This is a genomic window from Amycolatopsis sp. CB00013, from assembly GCF_001905755.1.
Classification (GTDB): Bacteria; Actinomycetota; Actinomycetes; order Mycobacteriales; family Pseudonocardiaceae; genus Amycolatopsis; species Amycolatopsis japonica.
Genome location: NZ_LIWC01000004.1, coordinates 128,726 through 146,844, shown reverse-complemented (window position 1 = coordinate 146,844; position 18,119 = coordinate 128,726). Strand labels below are relative to the sequence as shown.

Annotated in this window: 19 protein-coding genes and 3 tRNA genes; 9 read left to right on the top strand and 13 right to left on the bottom strand. The window is 68.4% G+C overall.

Annotation, left to right across the window (positions count from 1 at the left end; all coding sequences use genetic code 11):
• Positions 1-71 precede the first annotated feature (71 nt).
• The 5 genes from rplA to AMK34_RS27280 form a co-directional block, all read right to left on the bottom strand.
• Positions 72-785 carry a 50S ribosomal protein L1 gene (gene rplA / locus AMK34_RS27300; RefSeq protein WP_037332749.1) on the bottom strand — a complete coding sequence of 238 codons (714 nt, stop codon included), beginning with the start codon at positions 783-785 and terminating at the stop codon, positions 72-74.
• 81 nt (positions 786-866) lie between these two features.
• Positions 867-1,301, bottom strand: a complete 435-nt coding sequence (gene rplK, locus AMK34_RS27295; protein WP_005152062.1) for a 50S ribosomal protein L11 — start codon at positions 1,299-1,301, stop codon at positions 867-869.
• 78 nt (positions 1,302-1,379) lie between these two features.
• Positions 1,380-2,234, bottom strand: a complete 855-nt coding sequence (gene nusG / locus AMK34_RS27290) for a transcription termination/antitermination protein NusG (RefSeq protein ID WP_073847299.1) — start codon at positions 2,232-2,234, stop codon at positions 1,380-1,382.
• Between the two features lie 78 nt (positions 2,235-2,312).
• The gene (gene secE, locus AMK34_RS27285; protein ID WP_037332751.1) at positions 2,313-2,765 is read right to left on the bottom strand and encodes a preprotein translocase subunit SecE; all 453 of its coding nucleotides are present in this window, start codon (positions 2,763-2,765) and stop codon (positions 2,313-2,315) included.
• Positions 2,766-2,792: 27 nt separating this feature from the next.
• Positions 2,793-2,865: transfer RNA gene (locus AMK34_RS27280), tRNA-Trp, on the bottom strand.
• 206 nt (positions 2,866-3,071) lie between these two features.
• Here AMK34_RS27280 and AMK34_RS27275 point away from each other — a divergent pair.
• Complete coding sequence (locus tag AMK34_RS27275; protein ID WP_073847298.1) at positions 3,072-4,301, top strand: pyridoxal phosphate-dependent aminotransferase; 1,230 nt, start codon at positions 3,072-3,074, stop codon at positions 4,299-4,301.
• The gene (locus AMK34_RS27270; protein WP_073847297.1) at positions 4,298-5,194 is read left to right on the top strand and encodes a TIGR03619 family F420-dependent LLM class oxidoreductase; all 897 of its coding nucleotides are present in this window, start codon (positions 4,298-4,300) and stop codon (positions 5,192-5,194) included. Before AMK34_RS27275 ends, AMK34_RS27270 begins: the two co-directional genes overlap by 4 nt.
• Positions 5,195-5,231: 37 nt before the next feature.
• Here the strand turns inward: AMK34_RS27270 and AMK34_RS27265 are convergent, their stop codons facing one another.
• Complete coding sequence (locus AMK34_RS27265) at positions 5,232-5,447, bottom strand: hypothetical protein (RefSeq protein ID WP_037332758.1); 216 nt, start codon at positions 5,445-5,447, stop codon at positions 5,232-5,234.
• Between the two features lie 119 nt (positions 5,448-5,566).
• Here AMK34_RS27265 and AMK34_RS27260 point away from each other — a divergent pair, with 119 nt between their 5' ends.
• Positions 5,567-6,499 (top strand): SGNH/GDSL hydrolase family protein, encoded by a 933-nt coding sequence (locus AMK34_RS27260; protein WP_143202634.1) that lies wholly within the window; start codon positions 5,567-5,569, stop codon positions 6,497-6,499.
• Positions 6,500-6,574: 75 nt separating this feature from the next.
• On the opposite strand, the gene AMK34_RS27255 is transcribed toward AMK34_RS27260, so the two are convergent.
• The 6 genes from AMK34_RS27255 to AMK34_RS27230 all read right to left on the bottom strand — a co-directional run bounded on the left by AMK34_RS27255 (position 6,575) and on the right by AMK34_RS27230 (position 10,613).
• Positions 6,575-6,979 carry a MaoC family dehydratase gene (locus AMK34_RS27255; RefSeq protein WP_016331051.1) on the bottom strand — a complete coding sequence of 135 codons (405 nt, stop codon included), beginning with the start codon at positions 6,977-6,979 and terminating at the stop codon, positions 6,575-6,577.
• A complete protein-coding gene (locus tag AMK34_RS27250) occupies positions 6,976-7,425 on the bottom strand; it encodes a MaoC family dehydratase N-terminal domain-containing protein (protein ID WP_073847296.1) in 450 nt (149 codons plus the stop codon). The genes AMK34_RS27255 and AMK34_RS27250 overlap by 4 nt, the downstream gene beginning before the upstream one ends.
• Positions 7,426-7,513: 88 nt before the next feature.
• A complete protein-coding gene (gene rpmG / locus AMK34_RS27245) occupies positions 7,514-7,678 on the bottom strand; it encodes a 50S ribosomal protein L33 (protein ID WP_005152047.1) in 165 nt (54 codons plus the stop codon).
• A gap of 45 nt (positions 7,679-7,723) precedes the next feature.
• A tRNA-Met gene (locus AMK34_RS27240) sits at positions 7,724-7,796 on the bottom strand.
• Between the two features lie 49 nt (positions 7,797-7,845).
• A tRNA-Thr gene (locus AMK34_RS27235) sits at positions 7,846-7,918 on the bottom strand.
• 79 nt (positions 7,919-7,997) lie between these two features.
• Positions 7,998-10,613: a putative bifunctional diguanylate cyclase/phosphodiesterase gene (locus tag AMK34_RS27230; RefSeq protein WP_038519907.1), complete on the bottom strand. Its 2,616-nt coding sequence runs from the start codon at positions 10,611-10,613 to the stop codon at positions 7,998-8,000.
• Between the two features lie 280 nt (positions 10,614-10,893).
• Between AMK34_RS27230 and AMK34_RS27225 the strand changes: the two genes are divergently transcribed.
• The 6 genes from AMK34_RS27225 (at position 10,894) to AMK34_RS27200 (ending at position 17,293) form a co-directional block, all read left to right on the top strand.
• Complete coding sequence (locus tag AMK34_RS27225) at positions 10,894-11,832, top strand: GNAT family N-acetyltransferase (protein ID WP_038519910.1); 939 nt, start codon at positions 10,894-10,896, stop codon at positions 11,830-11,832.
• A gap of 19 nt (positions 11,833-11,851) precedes the next feature.
• Complete coding sequence (locus AMK34_RS27220; RefSeq protein ID WP_073847295.1) at positions 11,852-12,700, top strand: SAM-dependent methyltransferase; 849 nt, start codon at positions 11,852-11,854, stop codon at positions 12,698-12,700.
• A gap of 166 nt (positions 12,701-12,866) precedes the next feature.
• Positions 12,867-15,269 (top strand): endopeptidase La, encoded by a 2,403-nt coding sequence (gene lon, locus AMK34_RS27215; protein ID WP_073847294.1) that lies wholly within the window; start codon positions 12,867-12,869, stop codon positions 15,267-15,269.
• A 166-nt stretch (positions 15,270-15,435) separates the two neighbouring features.
• On the top strand, positions 15,436-15,636 hold the full coding sequence (locus AMK34_RS27210; protein ID WP_073847293.1) for a hypothetical protein: 201 nt from the start codon (positions 15,436-15,438) through the stop codon (positions 15,634-15,636).
• Positions 15,633-16,136 carry a helix-turn-helix domain-containing protein gene (locus tag AMK34_RS27205; protein ID WP_083650014.1) on the top strand — a complete coding sequence of 168 codons (504 nt, stop codon included), beginning with the start codon at positions 15,633-15,635 and terminating at the stop codon, positions 16,134-16,136. Before AMK34_RS27210 ends, AMK34_RS27205 begins: the two co-directional genes overlap by 4 nt.
• The gene (locus AMK34_RS27200; protein WP_038519924.1) at positions 16,133-17,293 is read left to right on the top strand and encodes an alkaline phosphatase PhoX; all 1,161 of its coding nucleotides are present in this window, start codon (positions 16,133-16,135) and stop codon (positions 17,291-17,293) included. The genes AMK34_RS27205 and AMK34_RS27200 overlap by 4 nt, the downstream gene beginning before the upstream one ends.
• A gap of 45 nt (positions 17,294-17,338) precedes the next feature.
• On the opposite strand, the gene AMK34_RS27195 is transcribed toward AMK34_RS27200, so the two are convergent.
• Positions 17,339-17,989 carry a DedA family protein gene (locus AMK34_RS27195; RefSeq protein ID WP_073847291.1) on the bottom strand — a complete coding sequence of 217 codons (651 nt, stop codon included), beginning with the start codon at positions 17,987-17,989 and terminating at the stop codon, positions 17,339-17,341.
• Positions 17,990-18,119: the final 130 nt, after the last annotated feature.

The window sequence follows — 18,119 nt, the reverse complement described above, 5'->3', positions numbered from 1 at the left end:
CAGCAAACACGAAAAAGGGGCGGCCCCGCCGTAGCGGGACCGCCCCCTTCTCAGTGATGTCTAACTCAGACTCACGCGTCCTCGGAGAGGAGGTTGCGGGTGCGGGCCGGGTCGACCGGGACACCCGGGCCCATCGTCGTGGAGATCGTGACCTTCTTCAGGTAGCGACCCTTCGCCGACGACGGCTTGGCACGCAGGATCTCGTCCAGCGCGGCCGCGTAGTTCTCCACCAGCTTGTCGGTGTCGAACGAGGCCTTGCCGATGACGAAGTGCAGGTTGGCCTGCTTGTCCACGCGGAAGTTGATCTTACCGCCCTTGATGTCCGAGACGGCCTTCGCGACCGCGGGGGTCACGGTGCCGGTCTTCGGGTTCGGCATCAGGCCACGCGGGCCGAGGATGCGGGCGATACGGCCGACCTTGGCCATCTGGTCCGGCGTCGCGATCGCGGCGTCGAACTCGAGCCAGCCACCCTGGATGCGCTCGATCAGTTCGTCCGTGCCGACCACGTCCGCGCCGGCGGCCTCGGCCTCAGCGGCCTTGTCACCAACGGCGAAAACGATGACGCGGGCGGTCTTACCGGTGCCGTGCGGCAGGTTCACGGTGCCGCGGACCATCTGGTCGGCCTTGCGAGGGTCGACACCGAGGCGCATGGCGACCTCGACGGTGGCGTCCATCTTCTTGGAGGAGGTCTCCTTGGCCAGCTTCGCGGCCTCGAGCGGGGCGTAGAGCCGCTCGCGGTCCACCAGCTCAAGAGCCTGACGGTAGGCCTTGCTGTGCTTGGGCATTGCTTCTGTCCTTAACTCTTCAACGGATCAGTGTGGTGTTGGAGCCAGCACTGGCTCTCCCACGGTGGTGCTGGGTGGAACTCAGTCGACGACCGTGATGCCCATCGAACGGGCGGTGCCGGCGATGATCTTCGCGGCCTGGTCGATGTCGTGCGCGTTCAGGTCGGATTCCTTGGTCTTCGCGATGTCGCGGACCTGGTCCCAGGTGACCTTGGCGACCTTGGTCTTGTGCGGCTCGCCGGAACCCTTCTCCACGCCCGCGGCCTTCAGCAGCAGCTTCGCGGCCGGCGGCGTCTTGAGCTTGAAGTCGAACGTGCGGTCTTCGTACACGGAGATCTCGACCGGGACGACGTCCCCGCGCTGCGACTCGGTCGCGGCGTTGTAGGCCTTGCAGAACTCCATGATGTTGACGCCGTGCTGACCCAGCGCGGGGCCGACCGGCGGCGCGGGGTTGGCCGCACCCGCCTTGATCTGCAGCTTGATGATCGCCGCAAGCTTCTTCTTCTTGGGTGGCATTTCGTTTGTTCCTTCTTACTGACTTGAGTCCCCCGCACACCTGCCAGTACGCGGGGACTGCCGGCCGTCTGGCGGCCGTCAGATCTTGGAGACCTGGTTGAACGACAGCTCGACCGGGGTCTCCCGGCCGAAGATCGACACCAGGACCTTCAGCTTCTGTCCGTCCACGTTGACCTCGGAGATCGTCGCGGGCAGCGTCGCGAACGGGCCGTCCATGACGGTGACCGACTCGCCGACCTCGAAGTCCACCTCGACCGCGGGGGCACCCAGCTGAGACTCAGCGGAAGCGGCCTCGCCCTTGCCGGGCTTGGCGGGGGCGGCCGTCTCGACCTTGGGCGCGAGGAACTTGAGCACCTCGTCCACGGTCAGCGGCGACGGACGCGACGTGGCGCCGACGAACCCGGTGACACCCGGCGTGTTGCGCACCGCGCTCCACGAGGCGTCGTTCAGGTCCATCCGGACCAGGATGTAGCCGGGCAGCACCTTGCGCTGCACCTGCTTGCGCTGGCCGTTCTTGATCTCGGTGACCTCTTCGGTCGGGACCTCGATCTGGAAGATGTAGTCCTCGACGTCCAGCGTCTGGGTCCGGGTCTCGAGGTTGGTCTTCACCTTGTTCTCGTAACCCGCGTACGAGTGCACGACGTACCACTCACCGGGAGCGGCGTTGAGTTCCGCGCGCAGTTTGGCGACCGGGTCGACGTCCTCGTCGGCCTCGGGCTCGGCGGCGGTGTCGTCGTCCTCGGTGTCGTCGGTCTCGACGGACGCCTCGTCGGCCTCCGCGACATCTCCGGCTTCGTCGACCTCGTCGCCTGCGGCGGGCACCTCGACGGAGTCCAGGTGCTCGGACTGCTCGTCGCCGAGTGCCGCGTGCACCTGCTCGTCGGAAAGCTCGGTCAGCTCATGACCGGCTGCTGTGCCGTTCTCGGAGGTCACGTTCCGTCCTCTCAGTTGATCGGTTGCCGTGGCGCAGAGGCCACCGTGCGGCGCCCTCAGGCACCGCGAACGGCTGCCTCAGCTGCCGAAGACGGCACCGACGACCTCTTTGAAGGCCAGGTCGAGGCCGCTCACCAGCGCCACCATGAACACCACGAAGACCAGCACCACCGCGGTGTAGGTGACCATCTGCTTGCGGTTCGGCCAGATGACCTTGCGCAGCTCGGCCCAGACCTCACGGATGAAGCGCATGAGCCGGGCGAAGATCGACGCCTGCTTCGGCTTGCGGTCGCGCTTCGGGGTCGCCGTGCCTTTGGCGTCCTTGGACTTCTCGGTCTTGTCCCCGGCCTTCGCCTTGCCGGCGGGGCGGGTCTTGTCGTCCGACTTGGCGTCGGCCTTACCGGACGGGCGCGCGGACGCACGGCGCTCACGCCGGGCAGCGGCGGTCACCGGGCGGGACTGCTCGTCGGGCTTCTGCCCGGCGTCGTCCTGCGCCTTCTCACCGCTGGCGTCGCTGTCGCTCACGACCACTCCTCCGCCTTCACCAGTTCGCTTACGCAGGGGTGACAGGACTTGAACCTGCAACCTGCGGTTTTGGAGACCGCTGCTCTGCCAATTGAGCTACACCCCTTTGGAACCCCGATGCTCTGGAGCTCCCGAGGACGCATTCCATCGTCCCCACCGCCGTGGCGGGGATGACCGTAGTGCGTTCCGAGACCAGAAGTCTACGGCAACCCCCGAACAGCTTCGCAACCGCGCCCCTCAAAGCGGCGCGGAGCAGCCTTCCGCGGGGAAACTCCCCCACGGCCGACCCCATGATCGTGCCACGATGTCGCCATGAGCGCTCCCGCACCCTCGCCTTCGCCCGCCGCTCGCGTTTCGGCCCGCATCGGCGGCATCACGCCGTCGGCCACGCTGGCCGTCGACGCGAAGGCCCGGGAGCTCAAGGCGCAGGGCCGTCCCGTGATCGGGTTCGGCGCGGGGCAGCCGGACTTCCCCACCCCGGCCAACGTGCTCGAAGCCGCCGAGGCGGCGGTCCGCGACAAGGTCAATCACGGCTACACCGCCGCGGGAGGGCTGCCGGAGCTGCGCGAGGCGATCGCGGCGAAGACCGTCCGCGACTCCGGGTTCGAGGTCGACCCCGGCCGCGTCCTGGTGACCAACGGTGGCAAGCAGGCGGTCTACTCGGCGTTCGCGACGCTGCTCGACCCCGGCGACGAGGTGCTGCTTCCCGCGCCGTACTGGACCACGTATCCGGAGTCGATCGCCCTCGCCGGCGGTGTCGGAGTGCAGGTCACGGCGGACGAGACGACGGGCTACCTGGTCACCGTCGAGCAGCTCGAAGCCGCCAGGACGCCGCGCACGAAGGTGCTGCTGTTCGTGTCGCCGTCGAACCCGACCGGCGCGGTGTACCCGCGCGAGCAGGTCGAGGCGATCGGGCGCTGGGCGCACGAGAACGGCCTCTGGGTGATCACCGACGAGATCTACGAGCACCTGGTCTACGACGGCGCCGAAGCGCCTTCGATGCCGGTCTTGGTCCCCGAGCTCGCCGACCGCACGATCGTCCTCAACGGGGTCGCGAAGACGTACTCGATGACCGGCTGGCGGGTGGGCTGGCTGCTCGGTCCGCAGGACGTGGTCAAGGCGGCGACCGCGTACCAATCCCACTTGTGCGGCAACGTTTCGAACGTCGCGCAGCGCGCGGCACTGGCCGCGGTGAGCGGGCCGCTCGACGCCGTTTTCGCCATGCGCGAAGCGTTCGACGCCCGGCGGAAGAAGGCGCTGTCCCTGCTTTCCGAGATCCCGGGAGTCGAGACTCCGGTGCCCCTCGGTGCTTTCTACGTTTATCCGTCGATGAAAGCGTTGCTGGGCAAGGAGATTCGCGGCGAACGTCCGGCCGACACGGTGGCGCTGGCCGATCTGATCCTGCGCGAGGCCGAGGTCGCCGTGGTGCCCGGCGAGGCGTTCGGGACACCGGGCTACTTCCGGATTTCCTATGCCCTGGACGAAAACGATCTCGCCGAGGGGATCGCCAGGATGGGCCGTCTGCTCGCGGAAGCACGGTGACCGTGGTGCGCTTGGGAATCGCTCTTCCGCAGTACGGTCCCCTGGCGTCGATGGACGCCGTCACCGGTTTCGCCGCGGCGGCCGAGGAGCTCGGCTACGAGTCCCTGTGGGTCGGGGATCGGGTGCTGGCGCCGGTCTCGCCGTCGGATTTCTACCCCGGCGGCACACCGGAACGGCCGTATCCGCCCGAATTCGTCACGTTCGCCGATCCGCTGATCCTGCTGACCGTCGCCGCGAGCGTCACGAACAAGGTCCGGCTGGGCACCAGCACGCTCACCGGGACGGTGTACCCGGCCGTGGTGCTCGCCAGGATGCTCACGTCACTGGATCAGGTGAGCGGTGGCCGTCTGGACGTCGGGCTGGGCATCGGGTGGCTTCGCGACGAGTACACGGCGACAGGCACACCCTGGAAGGGGCGCGGCGGGCAGCTGGAGGAGCTTCTGGACGTCCTTCGGAAGTTCTGGACCGGCGACCCGGTCGAGCACGAAGGCGAACGCTGGCGGATCCCGGCGTCGAAGGTGGGGTTGCGACCGGCTCAGCGCCCTCATCCGCCGGTGTTGCTCGGCGGGCTGTCCCCGGTGGCGCTGGATCGCGTCGGCCGTCGCGCGGACGGCTGGCTCCCGGCGGGACTGCCCGCGCCGTATCTGGCGAAGCTCTGGGACACCGTGGTGACCGCGGCCGAGAAGGCGGGCCGTGACCCCGGCACGCTGCGCCGGGTGCTGCGGATCAACCCGAAGCCGGGAACGGACCTCAAGGACGTCGCGGCTCAGCTGGAAGCGGCCGCCGAAACCGGGATCGCCGAAGCCTTCGTCGACCCGCACTACCTCGCGCGGGACGTCACGCACGCCCTCGATCTCGCCGCCGAGCTGCGCGACCTCGTCCCGAACGGCTGAAGGCCCTCCCCGTTCGCCGGGAAGGGCCTTCAGAAGGTCAGGATTCGCCGTCGGCGAGCTGGACGAGCGCGTGGGCCTTCGCGGCGTACTTCCAGTTGCCGAGGTCCCGGATGGTCTTGATCTTGAGCTCGGCGAGGAGTTCGTCGTGCTTCTTGGTCAGGCCTTCGAGCGCGGACGGCGGCGCGTCCAGCAGCTCACCGATGCCCTTGTCCTCCCATGCCTTGTCCACCAGCTTGTTCAAGTTCAGGCTCACGGTTTTCCGCCTTTCCTCGGGGGCAGGTACGCGCACCACCCTGAACGTGATCCACGTCTCAGGCAACCGGAGATCACCCGTTCACGCTCAGTTCACCGACGGTCGGACCGATGACAAACGTGACCCAGGTCGCGTACAACGAACGGGTGACGCAGCGGAGAACGGGCGGCGGCTGCCTCTTCCTGGTGATCGTGCTGTCCGTCCTGGGGATCGCTTACCACCTTTGGGAGCGTGGAACGGCGGTGACTCCGCCGGGGGTCACCACTTCGGACGGCGCGGGCCGGTACGTGGCGCTGGGCGACTCCTACACGGCCTCGCCGGGCACCGGACGGCCCGCGGGCGCGCCGGCGGGCTGCGATCGCTCGGACAACAACTACCCGAGCCTGCTCGCCGCGAAGCTGCGTCCGGCCGAGTTCGTCGACGTCAGCTGCGGCGGCGCCACGACCGAGCACCTCACCGGCGAGCAGAAGACCCGTGACGGCACGAACGCTCCCCAGCTCGACGCCGTCGACGGCGACACGACGCTGGTGACCGTCGGGATCGGCGGCAACGACGTGGGCTTCGTCGGCTTCGCGAGCCAGTGCGCGACGCAGGTGCAGACCGCTTCGCCCTGCAAGACCCAGCTGACCGCGGGCGGACGCGACCAGCTCGCCGAACGGATCACCGCCGCGGCGGACCGGCTGGGCGGGATCCTGGACCAGATCCGCGCGAAGGCCTCTTCGGCGCGCATCGTGATAGTGGGGTACCCGACGGTGCTTCCGGACGACGACGCGGGTTGCTGGCCCGTTCTGCCGGTCGGCGCGGGGGACGTGGCGTACTTCCGCGACTCGCTCGAACGGCTCAACACAGCCTTGCAGGACACTGCGAAGGCGCACGAAGCCGGCTTCGCCGATATGTCGACCGCGAGCAAGGGGCGGGACATGTGCAGCGCCGCGAACCGGCGCTGGGTCGAGGGCCCCGCGCCGTCGGTGCCCGCGGCGCCGCTGCACCCGAACGCCCGGGGTGCGGCGGGGATGGCGGAAGTCCTCGAGAAGCTGCTCAAGCTCGCGTAGAGCAAGGGACCTATGCTACCACTTACTTAGGCACGCTAAGCGAGTGGTAGCAAAGGTCCCTTGCTCCCCTGAGCGTCAGTTGCGGACGACCGCCTGCGCCTTGCCGAGGACGGCCTTGCCCTCGAACTTGGCGGTGATGTCGACGCGGGCGGTGCCGTCGTCGTTGACCACGGCGACCTTCCCGGTGAACTCGATCGTCGCCGCGCCTTCGTTCGGCACGACCACAGGGCGCGTGAAGCGCGCGAAGTAGTCGACGAGGCGTCCGGGGTCGCCGAGCCAGTCGGTGACGAGCCTCGCGCCGAGCGCCATGGTCAGCATCCCGTGCGCGATGACGTCGGGAAGGCCGACCTCCTTGGCGAAGGCCTCGTTCCAGTGGATGGGGTTGAAGTCGAGCGACGCGCCGGCGTAGCGCACCAGCTGGTCACGGGTGACGTCGATGGTCAGCGGCGTCAGTTCTTCCCCGACGGTGAACGTGCTCACGCGTCCTCCCCTCGGACCACGAGCTGGGCGTTCGTGGTGGCGATCAGGCCGCCGTCGGCGCCGGAGATCTCGGCGCGCAGGTTGATGAAGTCGTTCCCGGCGCGGGCCATGATGTTGTCGATATACGTGGTGAGCGACAGGACGTCGCCCGCGTGCACCGGCCGCGTGTAGGTGAACCGCTGATCGCCGTGGACCATCCGCGAGTAGTCGAGACCCAGCTCGGGGTCCGAGACGATCGCGTTGATCGAGGCGAGGTTGATGATCGTCAGGAACGTCGGCGGCGCGATGACGTCGGGGTAGCCGGCCGCCTTCGCCGCTTCGGGGTCGCGGTAGAGCGGGTTCGTGTCGCCGAGCGCGTCGGCGAACTCCCGGATCTTCTCGCGACTCACTTCATAGGTACTGGTCGGCGGGTACACCCGCCCGGTGAACGACTGGTCCAAGGCCACCCGAGCAGGCTACCGAACCCGAAAAATACCCGAAGCCGCCCTGGTGACCAGGGCGGCTTCGGGTAAGACAGGTAGAACCGCTAGACGCTCAGCGGGTCTCTTTGTGAGTCCGGTGCGTACCGCAGTTCGGGCAGAACTTCTTCATCTCCAGGCGATCCGGGTTGTTGCGCCGGTTCTTCTTGGTGATGTAGTTGCGGTGCTTGCACTCCTCACACGCGAGCGTGATCTTCGGTCGCACGTCAGTGGCAGCCACAGCATTTCCTTCTCTACTAGGCCTGGGATACCCAGGATTACCGCGTAGCGGTGGCCGGACTTGAACCGGCGACACAGCGATTATGAGCCGCTTGCTCTGCCAGCTGAGCTACACCGCCTTACATGAACCTGGCCGCGACACGCTTGCGTGACGCGGCTGAGGTTCTGAGCCCCTTTACGGAATCGAACCGTAGACCTTTTCCTTACCATGGAAACGCTCTGCCGACTGAGCTAAAGGGGCCTGGCCTCTCGCGAGGACTTGGAAAGATTAGCAAGTCCTCGCGCGGGCCTGAAACAGGGGGGTACGTTACCGCGAAACCTCAGGTCAGCAGGGTAAGGACGGTCTCGGAGTGGCGTCCGGGCGAACGCGCCGTGCGGGCCTGCAGCCACGCCTCGAGGCGGTCCTCCGGCAGCGGCCGCGAGATGAGGTAGCCCTGGGCGACGTCACAGCCCATCGCTTCGAGCTGATCCCGCGCGACGTCCTCCTCGACCCCCTCCGCCACGACCGTGAGGCCGAGCGAGTGGCCCAGCTCGACGATGGAGCGCACGACCGCGAGGTCGCCGAGGTCGGTGCCCATGCCGAGGACGAAGCTCTTGTCGATCTTGACCTGGTCGACCGGGAGCTGCCGCAGGTACGCCAGCGACGAGTAGCCGGTGCCGAAGTCGTCGACGGCGAGCACGATGCCCAGCGAGTGCAGCTCCCGCAGGATCGGCAGCGCCTTCTGCGGGTCGGACATCACACCGGACTCGGTCAGCTCGAAGGTGAGCAGCTCGGGCGGGATGCCGAAGCGGTCGAGCTCGCGCGCGACCTTCGTCGGGAAGTCCTCGTCGGCCAGGTTCCGCACGGACAGGTTCACCGCGGCGGAGATGCGCAGGCCCTCGTCGAGCCACTTGCGCACGCGCTTCAACGACTCTTCGAGCACGAACGACGTCAGGACGCCGATGAGGCCGGCGGCTTCGATCGCCGGGACGAACTCGTCCGGGCCGAGCCTGCCGAACTCCGGGTGAACCCAGCGCACGAGCGCCTCGACACCCTGGATCTGCCGATTCGGCAAGGTGATCTTCGGCTGGTAGTGGACGCTCAGCTGGCCTTCTTCGAGCGACTGCCGGAACTGCGTGACCATCTGGAACCGGCGCATGAAGATCTGGCCCATGCTGGCCATGTAGCCACGGACCTCTTCGCCGCCCTTGGTCGCGCGGACGGCGACGTCGGCGCGCTGCAGGAGCCCGTCGACGTCGACCTGCTCGTCGTCTTCCGCCGAAGAGGTGGCGTAGCCGATCATCGCGTTGGCTTCGACGGAGAGCCGGTCGACCGGGTACGGGGCGACGAGTTCCGCGCGAAGCAGTTCCGCGGCGGCCTGGGCGCGTTCCGGCGCGCAGCCGACGAGGAGCGCCGCGAACGACGCGCCTTCGAGCCTGGCGAGCGGGACGTCGGGGCCGAGCGCGTCGCGGATCCGGCGGCCCGCGGCGATGACCATCCGGTCGGCCCAGACGTAGCCGAGGGCGTCGCTGACGGTGGAGAAGACGTCCAAGTCGACCCGGAGCACGACCGCGTCGACCTGTTCCCGCAACGGTTCCTTGGCGACCTGGCGGAAGCCCGGCCGGTTGAGCAGGCCGGTCAGCGGGTCGTGGTACGCGTCGTGGCGCAGGGTCGCGAGCAGGCGCCGGTTGTCCAGCGACGTCGCGAGGTGGCTGGCCATCGTGCCGAGCAGTTGGACGTCGTACTTGCCGAACCCACGCCAGCGGCTCAGCCTGTCGTGCGCTTCGACGACGCCGAGGAGCTGGTTCGCGCTGCGCAGCGGGACGACCAGCGCCTCCTGCGCGCCGCGGTCGAGCAGCGCGGAGCGGACGTCGGGATTGGCTTCGGTGATCCGGAAGTGACGGACGTGCGCGCCGGGCAGGCGCAGCAGCGGGTCGTCGGCGGCCGGGTCGACAGGCGGCAGTTCGTCGCCCGCGACGACCATCCGCATGGTGTCCTTCGGCTCCAGTCGAAGCCTCAGCACGACGCGGCCGGCGGCGAGTTGGTCCTTGATGCGTTCGGCGATGGTCGCCCACTCACGGACATCGACGCCGCCGACGAGTTCGTCCGCGCGCCCGGCGGGCCGTGCGGCGGCCTGCTGACCGGAGCGCGCGACCATCAGGCTGACGTCGGACAACGCTTCCATGTCGCGTTGCTCGCGCAGCAGATCCGAGTACGCCCAGTACAACGCGGTGAGCCCGAGGAACACGGCGAGCACGAGCGGCCAGGCCTTCGGCGTCCCGGAAATGACCAAATAACCGGAAAGACCGACCGAGGCGTTGACGAAGCCGACGACGAGGATGCGGCCGGTCAGCCGGATCGCGGTGCTGACGCGCATGCGGCGGCGCAGCACGCGGACGGCGGCGAGCGCGAGCAACGTGCTGACCAGCGGCGCGGTCAAAGTACCGGCCAGCGCGGCGATCCAGGTCATGTCGTGGGCGCCGGAGGCCTGTTTCACCAGTCCTGCCACGGCGAACGCGCCGGTGATCTCCAGCAGGAAGGCGCCGGCGTTGTAGAGCACGCGTCCGGCGACCTTGCGGGCAAGCAAGGTCCCGATCCCCGCCGCGAGATGCGCGGCGAGCACGACTTCGAAGGGAGCGACGAAGAAACCGATGACCAGCGGGATCTCGGTGAACGAGATCGTCCACGAGATGCCGCTGCGGACGTCGACGTTGATGCCGAGCTGTTCGGCGAGCAGGAACGCGAGGGCGAGGATCGGCCCGATCCACAACAGATCGTCCGAAGCCTCGAAGTCCAGCCAAAGGCTGACCGCGGCCGCGGCGGCGATGCCCATGGTGAGTACCGCGAAGGTGTAGACGCGGAACCGTCGCTCGTCGGTACGAGCCTCCGTAACGGCGCCTCCCTTGCCCGCTGTCGCCTGTGCGGCGCTCCCGGGCCTGCCGTTCGTGTCCGGCATCCGACCTTCCTTCCCGGCTGCCCAACCGGTCTTGTCCTACCGCGACCTCGGGGACGAGGGCAATACAGTACCCCGGAGGGCGTACCCAAGTCCCATTCGAGACAGTATGAGATCACCCCAGGGTTAACAATGGGCGCGTCGCGCTGACCTGCGTGGACCAAGGGGTGAAATGGGAGCGTTATTCGCGTTCCTTCCGACTACCGGAAGTCACCTGGCGCCACGCTCCGGCCAATCTCGTGAAGTTCCCGGCGGACCCGTCAGTAGGGGCTTGAATAGCCCTATGAATAGCCACGCCATCGCCGCCGGGCACGCCGAGCGGCTCGCCACCGTGGACGCCCTGCTCCCCGAAATGCCTGCACTGGAGCCTGTCGAGGGCTCCGTGTCACTCTCCGCGACGGCAGGCGACTCGGCCGCCGCCGGATTGTCGGTACGGACCGAGGCGGGTCCCGATTCCGTTGACTCTCCGTGGCGGGCCCTCGTCGAGCATCGCCTCGAAGCCCGCCTCACCGGACCCCGCCCGGAAGCCGCCCTCGACGCATTACTCACCCGATGGGATGAACATCTGAAGACCGTGGCCCCACCTGGGGATGTCGAGACGGCGGCGACCGTGGTGCGGCCCAGCCGGGACTCCCCCGGCTCGGCCGAATTGCTGCGCCGCGGCTTCGCACCGGTGCTGGTGATCGCGGTCCGCCCGGCCGACCGGCTCGCCGTGACCGGACCGCCCGCCACTCCCGGGGTGCACATCCGGCCCGCCGAAGCGGATGATCTCGAAACCGCCGTCGGACTCGAACTGGAATTGCAGCGTTATGACGCGCAGTTCGGTTCTGTCACTTTGCGCGAGGGCGCGGAGGAAACGATCACGGCGGACCTGTCGAAACAGTTGGGCCGGGAAAATCCGACGTTGTGGATCGCCGAGCTGTACGGCCGTCCGCTGGGCATGGTGCGGGTGCAGTTCCCCGGCGACACGGCGTGGATCCGCGGCCGGGTCGCGGCCGAGAAGGTCGGCTACCTGTCGTCGCTGGCGGTGGCGGAACAGGCGCGGTCGAGCGGGGTGGGGACGGCGCTTGCCGCGCACGCGCACCAGGTCTTCGACGAATGCGGCACCGACGCCGTGCTGCTGCACCACGCGCTGGCCAATCCGCGCTCGACGCCGTTCTGGTATGCGCAGGGCTACCGGCCGCTGTGGACGTACTGGCAGCGGCGTCCCGCGGTGCCTTGATCCGGATAGGCTCGTTCTCGTGAAGAGGGACGATGACGCGGCCCCGGTGGCGCCGACCGGGGTCGACACCGAAAAGCCGTCCGCGGCGAGGATCTACGACTGGTTCCTCGGCGGGACCCACAACTGGGCGGTCGACCGCGAGTTCGCCCGCGCGCTGGAAAAGCAGTGGCGCTGGGTCAAACCGGGCGCGCGGCACAACCGCGAGTTCATGAACCGGGTCGTGCGCGCGGCGCTGGACGCGGGGATCCGGCAGTTCATCGATCTGGGCTCCGGTGTCCCGACGGCCGGGAACGTGCACGAGATCGTGCAGGAAGAACTGGAGCCGGGCGAGACGGCGAAGGTCGTGTACGTCGACTACGAGCCGGTGGCGGTGGCGCACGCGGAGCTGATCCTCGAACGCCACGAGGCGACCGACTGGGCGGGGATCGTCCATGCGGACATGCGGCGGCCGAAGGACGTCCTGCGGCATCCGGAGACGCTGCGGCTGATCGACTTCGACCAGCCGGTATGCCTGATGATGATGGCCGTCCTGCATTTCGCCGGCCCGCACGACGATCCGCCCGCGCTGGTCGCGACGTACCGGAACGCGCTCGCGCCGGGCAGCTGGCTGGGGCTGTCGCACATGAGCTTCGGCGGCCAGACCGGCGAGGACGCCGACGGGCTGCACTGGATGGTCGAGCAGTACCGGAAGACGAGCAACCCGGTGTGGATGCGGGACCGCGAAGAGATCGAGCCGCTCTTCGGGGACTGGCCGCTGCTGGAACCCGGCATCGTCCACCTGCCCGACTGGCGGCCCGTGCGGGAGCTGCGGCGGGACGAAGAAGGCGCCCGCCCGTTCGCCTGGTGCGGTGTCTCGGTGCACCCCTGACCTCCGACCTCTCACTGGTTCGCGTCGCGTTTAGGGGGCTAAAGGCGACGCGGACCGAGCAGAGGTCGGATGAATGAGTGATCGCTGACGGCGAACGCGGAAAGGAAACAAACGGGTCGATCGGAGAGTTGAGCTAGGCAGACTCAACTAACCGAGGAGTGCACAGATGACCGACAACCGCCTCCTGCCCGTCCTCCCGCTCGATGACGACGTCGTGCTGCCGGGCATGATCGTCCCGCTCGACCTCGCCGACACGGAGACGCGCGCCGCGGTGGAGTCCGCCCAGGCCAACACGCCTGCCCAGGCTTCCTTCCCGGGGATCCGGTCCAGCGCCGCCACCAAGGCCGAGGTGCTGATCGTCCCCCGCGTCCACGGCGAATACGCCGAACTCGGCACCATCGCGACCGTCGAACGCATCGGGCGCGTGCCCGGCGGCAAGACCGCGGTGCTGTTGCGCGGTACCCGCCGCGCCGTCGTCGGCCGCATCGCCGACGGTCCCGGCGCCGCTCGCTGGGTCCACGCCGAGGTCGCCACCGAGACCACCGACGACAACTCCGCGAAGCTCGCGTCCGAGTACAAGAGCGTCGTCCTCGCGATCCTCCAGCAGCGTGGCGGCTGGCAGATGATCGACGCCGTCCAGGAGGTCGAAGACCCGTCCGCGCTCGCCGACCTCGCGGGCAACTCGTCATACCTCAAAACCGAGCAGAAACTCGAACTGCTCTCCACCCTCGACGTCTCGGCGCGGCTCGAGAAGGCCCTCGAGTGGAGCCGCGAACAGCTGGCCGAGCTCGAGGTCACCGACACCATCCGCAAGGACGTCCAGGAGGGCATGGAGAAGCAGCAGAAGGAGTTCCTGCTGCGCCGCCAGCTCGAAGCGATCCGCAAGGAGCTGGGCGAGCTCGACGGAACGGCCAACGACGACGACTACCGCGCCCGCGTCGAGGCCGCCGAGCTGCCGGACGCGGTCAAGAAAGCCGCACTGTCCGAAGTGGACAAACTGGAGCGTACTTCCGACCAGTCCCCCGAGGGCGGCTGGATCCGCACTTGGCTGGACACGGTCCTCGAACTGCCGTGGAACGAGCGCACCACCGACGTCCACGACATCGCCGCCGCGCGCGACATCCTCGACGCCGACCACGCCGGCCTCGACGATGTGAAGGAACGCATCATCGAGTACCTGGCCGTGCGCAAGCGTCGTGCGGAGTCGGGGCTCGGCCCGGTCGGCGGACGGCGGTCGGGCGCGGTGCTCGCGCTCGCGGGTCCTCCGGGGGTCGGCAAGACGTCGCTCGGCGAGTCCGTGGCGAAGGCGATGGGCCGCAAGTTCGTCCGCGTCGCGCTCGGCGGCATCCGTGACGAGGCGGAGATCCGCGGTCACCGCCGCACGTACGTCGGCGCGCTGCCCGGCCGGATCGTCCGCGCCATCAAGGAAGCGGGTTCGATGAACCCGGTCGTGCTGCTCGACGAGATCGACAAGGTCGGCGCCGACTACCGCGGCGATCCGACGGCGGCGTTGCTGGAGGTGCTGGACCCGGAGCAGAACCACACGTTCCGCGACCACTACCTCGAGGTCGAGCTGGACCTGTCCGACGTCGTGTTCCTGGCGACGGCGAACGCGCTCGAGACCATTCCCGGCCCGCTGCTGGACCGGATGGAGCTGGTCACCCTCGACGGCTACACCGAGCACGAGAAGGTCACCATCGCCCGCGATCACTTGCTCCCCCGCGAGCTGGAGCGCGCCGGTCTCGGCAAGGACGACGTCACGCTGACCGACGGCGCGTTCAGCCGCATCGCCGCCGAGTACACGCGGGAGGCCGGGGTGCGCAACGCGAACCGGACCATCGCGAAGGTACTGCGCAAGGTGGCGACCAAGGTCGCGCTGGACGAGGTCGCGCTGCCGCTGACGATCGACGCCGACGGGCTGGAGACCTACCTCGGCCGCCCGCGGCACCTGCCGGAGTCCTCGCTGCCCGCGTCGACCCAGCGCACGTCGACCCCGGGGGTGGCCACCGGGCTGGCGGTGACCGGCGCCGGCGGTGACGTCCTCTACATCGAGGCGTCGCTGGCGGATCCGGAGTCCGGCTCCACCGGGCTTCAGCTGACCGGCCAGCTGGGCGAAGTGATGAAGGAATCGGTGCAGATCGCGTTGTCGTACCTGCGTTCGCACGGCGCTGAGCTGGAACTCCCGGTCGGCGACCTGAAGGACCGCGGCATCCACGTGCACGTCCCCGCGGGCGCGGTGCCCAAGGACGGGCCGAGCGCCGGCATCACGATGACGACCGCGCTGGCGTCCCTGCTTTCGGGCCGGGTCGTGAAGTCGGACGTCGCGATGACCGGTGAGGTGTCGCTGACCGGGCGCGTGCTGCCGATCGGCGGGGTCAAGCAGAAGCTGCTGGCCGCGCACCGGGCCGGGATGAAGACGGTGATCATCCCGCAGCGCAACGAGCCCGATCTGGACGACGTCCCGGCCGAAGTGCTGGCACAGCTGGACGTCCACGCCGTGGCGAACGTCCGCGACGTGCTGGACATCGCGCTGGCCCCGGCGACGGCTCCGGTCGCCCAAGCGGCGTAACGGCGCGAGGCCGAAGCCCCGGATCCCCTCGTGGGTCCGGGGCTTTCGGCTTGCCGAGATCCGGACGAACCCGGACATTGACTCGCCTTAAACTCCCTATCACGTTTTGATAACGTACATTGCGTGCCACCCAGCCGGGGTGCGTGATCCTTGAGAGGGCAAGGTCATGAGTCAAGGAATTCTTTCCCCGTTGCGGCCGAGGCGCAGGTGCGTTTCGGCCGGTCAGATCGTCTGCCTGAGCATCCTCACCGGATTCACCGCGACGCTGACCTTCGCCGGCACCAGCGCCACTATCGCCGCGGCGATCGCCATCACCCTGTTCGGCGCCGTTCTCCGTCACCCCGCGCCCGCCAAGGCACCCCGATGAACACGGAAACGGAGTTCATGGCGCGACTGCGCGAACTCCGTGACCGAAGCGGCCTCAGCATCCGCGCGCTGGCCGCCGCGACCGGTTGGTCCCGCAGCACCTTGGCCGACCTGTTGGCGCGGAACACCTTGCCCGGCAACGAAAACCAGATGCGAGTCCTGTTGCGCGCCCTGCTCCGGACGGTCCCCGACGAGCGCGGGGTCGACGAGTATCTCACCGACTGGCGTCACCTGATCGGACGTCGCCACCACCGCAATGGCGGATGCGCACCGCTCGACCGGATACTCGTCGCCCTGGAAATCGCGGCACAGCGCGGCGGCTCCGACGCACCGGGCCTACGCAAAGCGAAAGAAATAGTGCTGCACGAAGGTTCCCTACGAAAGTTCCCTCCTCGCGGTGAATACGCCGCGAATTCACCTGGATGTCCCGTTCCGCCCGTACTCTCCGACCCGCTCCATCCCGCACCACCACATCAGCGGATGTCTCGGAGGCACGAGTGAAGCGACGGAATTTCCTGCGCGCGGCCGTGGTCGGCGCCGGTGTCACGGCGTTCGGCAACAGGCTCTCGGGAGCGGCTCTCGCCGCGCCCGCCCAGAACGGACCCAGCCCGTACGGCGCGCTCCAGGCCGCCGACGCGAACGGGATCCAGCTGCCGGCGGGATTCACCAGCCGTGTCATCGCCAGGTCCGGCCAGAAGGTCGCGAGCACCGGGTACACCTGGCACAGCGCCCCGGACGGCGGCGCGGTGTTCGCCGACGGCAGCGGCTGGATCTACGTGTCGAACTCGGAGATCACCCCCGGCGGGGGCGCGAGCGCGGTCAAGTTCGACGCGAGCGGGAACATCACCGGCGCCCACCGCATCCTGGCGAACACCCGCCAGAACTGTGCGGGCGGCAAGACTCCTTGGAACACCTGGCTTTCCTGCGAGGAGACCGATCTCGGGTTCGTCTACGAATGCCAGCCGAACGGCCCGGCCACGGCCGCCGTCCAGCGGCCCGCGATGGGGAAGTTCAAGCACGAGGCCGCGGCGGCCGACCCGGTGCGCAAGGTCGTCTACCTGACCGAAGACACCTCCGACGGCTGCTTCTACCGCTTCGTCCCGACGACCTGGGGCGACCTCTCCGCCGGGACGTTGCAGGTGCTCAAGGCGGGCACGGCGACCTCGGGCAGCTTCACCTGGGCGAACGTGCCCGACCCCGACGGCTCCCCCACCGCCACCCGCAACCAGGTGTCCGGCGCGAAGCGGTTCAACGGCGGCGAAGGACTGCACTACGCCAACGACACCGCGTGGTTCACCACCAAGGGCGACAACCGCGTCTGGCAGCTCAACCTGACGAACAGCACCTACGAGCTGGCCTACGACGACTCTCTGGTCAGCCCCGGTTCGGCCCCGCTGACGGGTGTCGACAACGTCACCGGGACCTCGTCGGGTGACCTGTACGTCGCCGAAGACGGCGGCAACATGGAGATCTGCATCATCACGCCGAACGACATCGTGGCCCCCTTCCTGCGGATCAACGGCCAGAGCTCGTCGGAGATCTGCGGCCCCGCGTTCACTCCGGCGGGAAACCGGCTGTACTTCTCCTCGCAACGCGGTACCTCCGGTTCGTCGTCGGGCGGGATCACCTACGAGGTGACCGGCCCCTTCCGTTCCTGAAAACCGGCGTGCGGGGGCGTCGACGGCCCGGCGCCCCCGCACGGCTCAGGCGTTGGTGCGGTTCTTCTCCCGCAACCGGTTCACCACGAAGAGGGTCAGGGCGATCGCGACGGCGGCGATCACGAAGTACTGGAAGAACCCGGCGTATTCCTCGACAAGATGCCAGCTCTCCCCGAGGGCGTAGCCCGCCAGGACGAACACCGTGTTCCAGATCAGGCTGCCCAGCGTGGTCAGGGTCAGGAACCGCCAGAACGGCATGCGTTCGATTCCGGCGGGCAGGGAGATGAGGCTGCGGAAGATCGGCACCATCCTGCCGAAGAACACCGCCTTGGTGCCGTGTTTCTTGAACCAGGCTTCGGTCTTGTCGAAGTCGGACGCCTTGACCAGCGGGATCTTCGCCATCCAGCGCCGTGTTCGGTCGCGGCCCAGCAGCAGGCCGAGGTAGTACACGATGATCGCGCCCGCGACCGAGCCGAACGTCGTCCACACCAGTGCCTCCATCAGCGTGAACGTGCCCTGACTGGCCGAGAACCCGGCCAGCGGGAGCACCAGTTCGCTGGGGATCGGCGGGAAGAGGTTGTCCAGGCCGACGATGATCGCGGCTCCAGGACCGCCCAGCGCGTCCATCACTGACACCGCCCAGCCGGCGAGTCCTCCCATCGGTTCACTGGCGGTTTGGGCGAGGAGGAGGTTCATGGCGGCCTTTCGTGGTCGTCTGCGGATGTCAACGAACGTACGAATCGCCCGGGTTCCGCACACTGGGGTGAAGCGGCACAAATCACTGCGGTAAACCGCAGTACCGATCTCCGGCTACCCCGCTAACCTC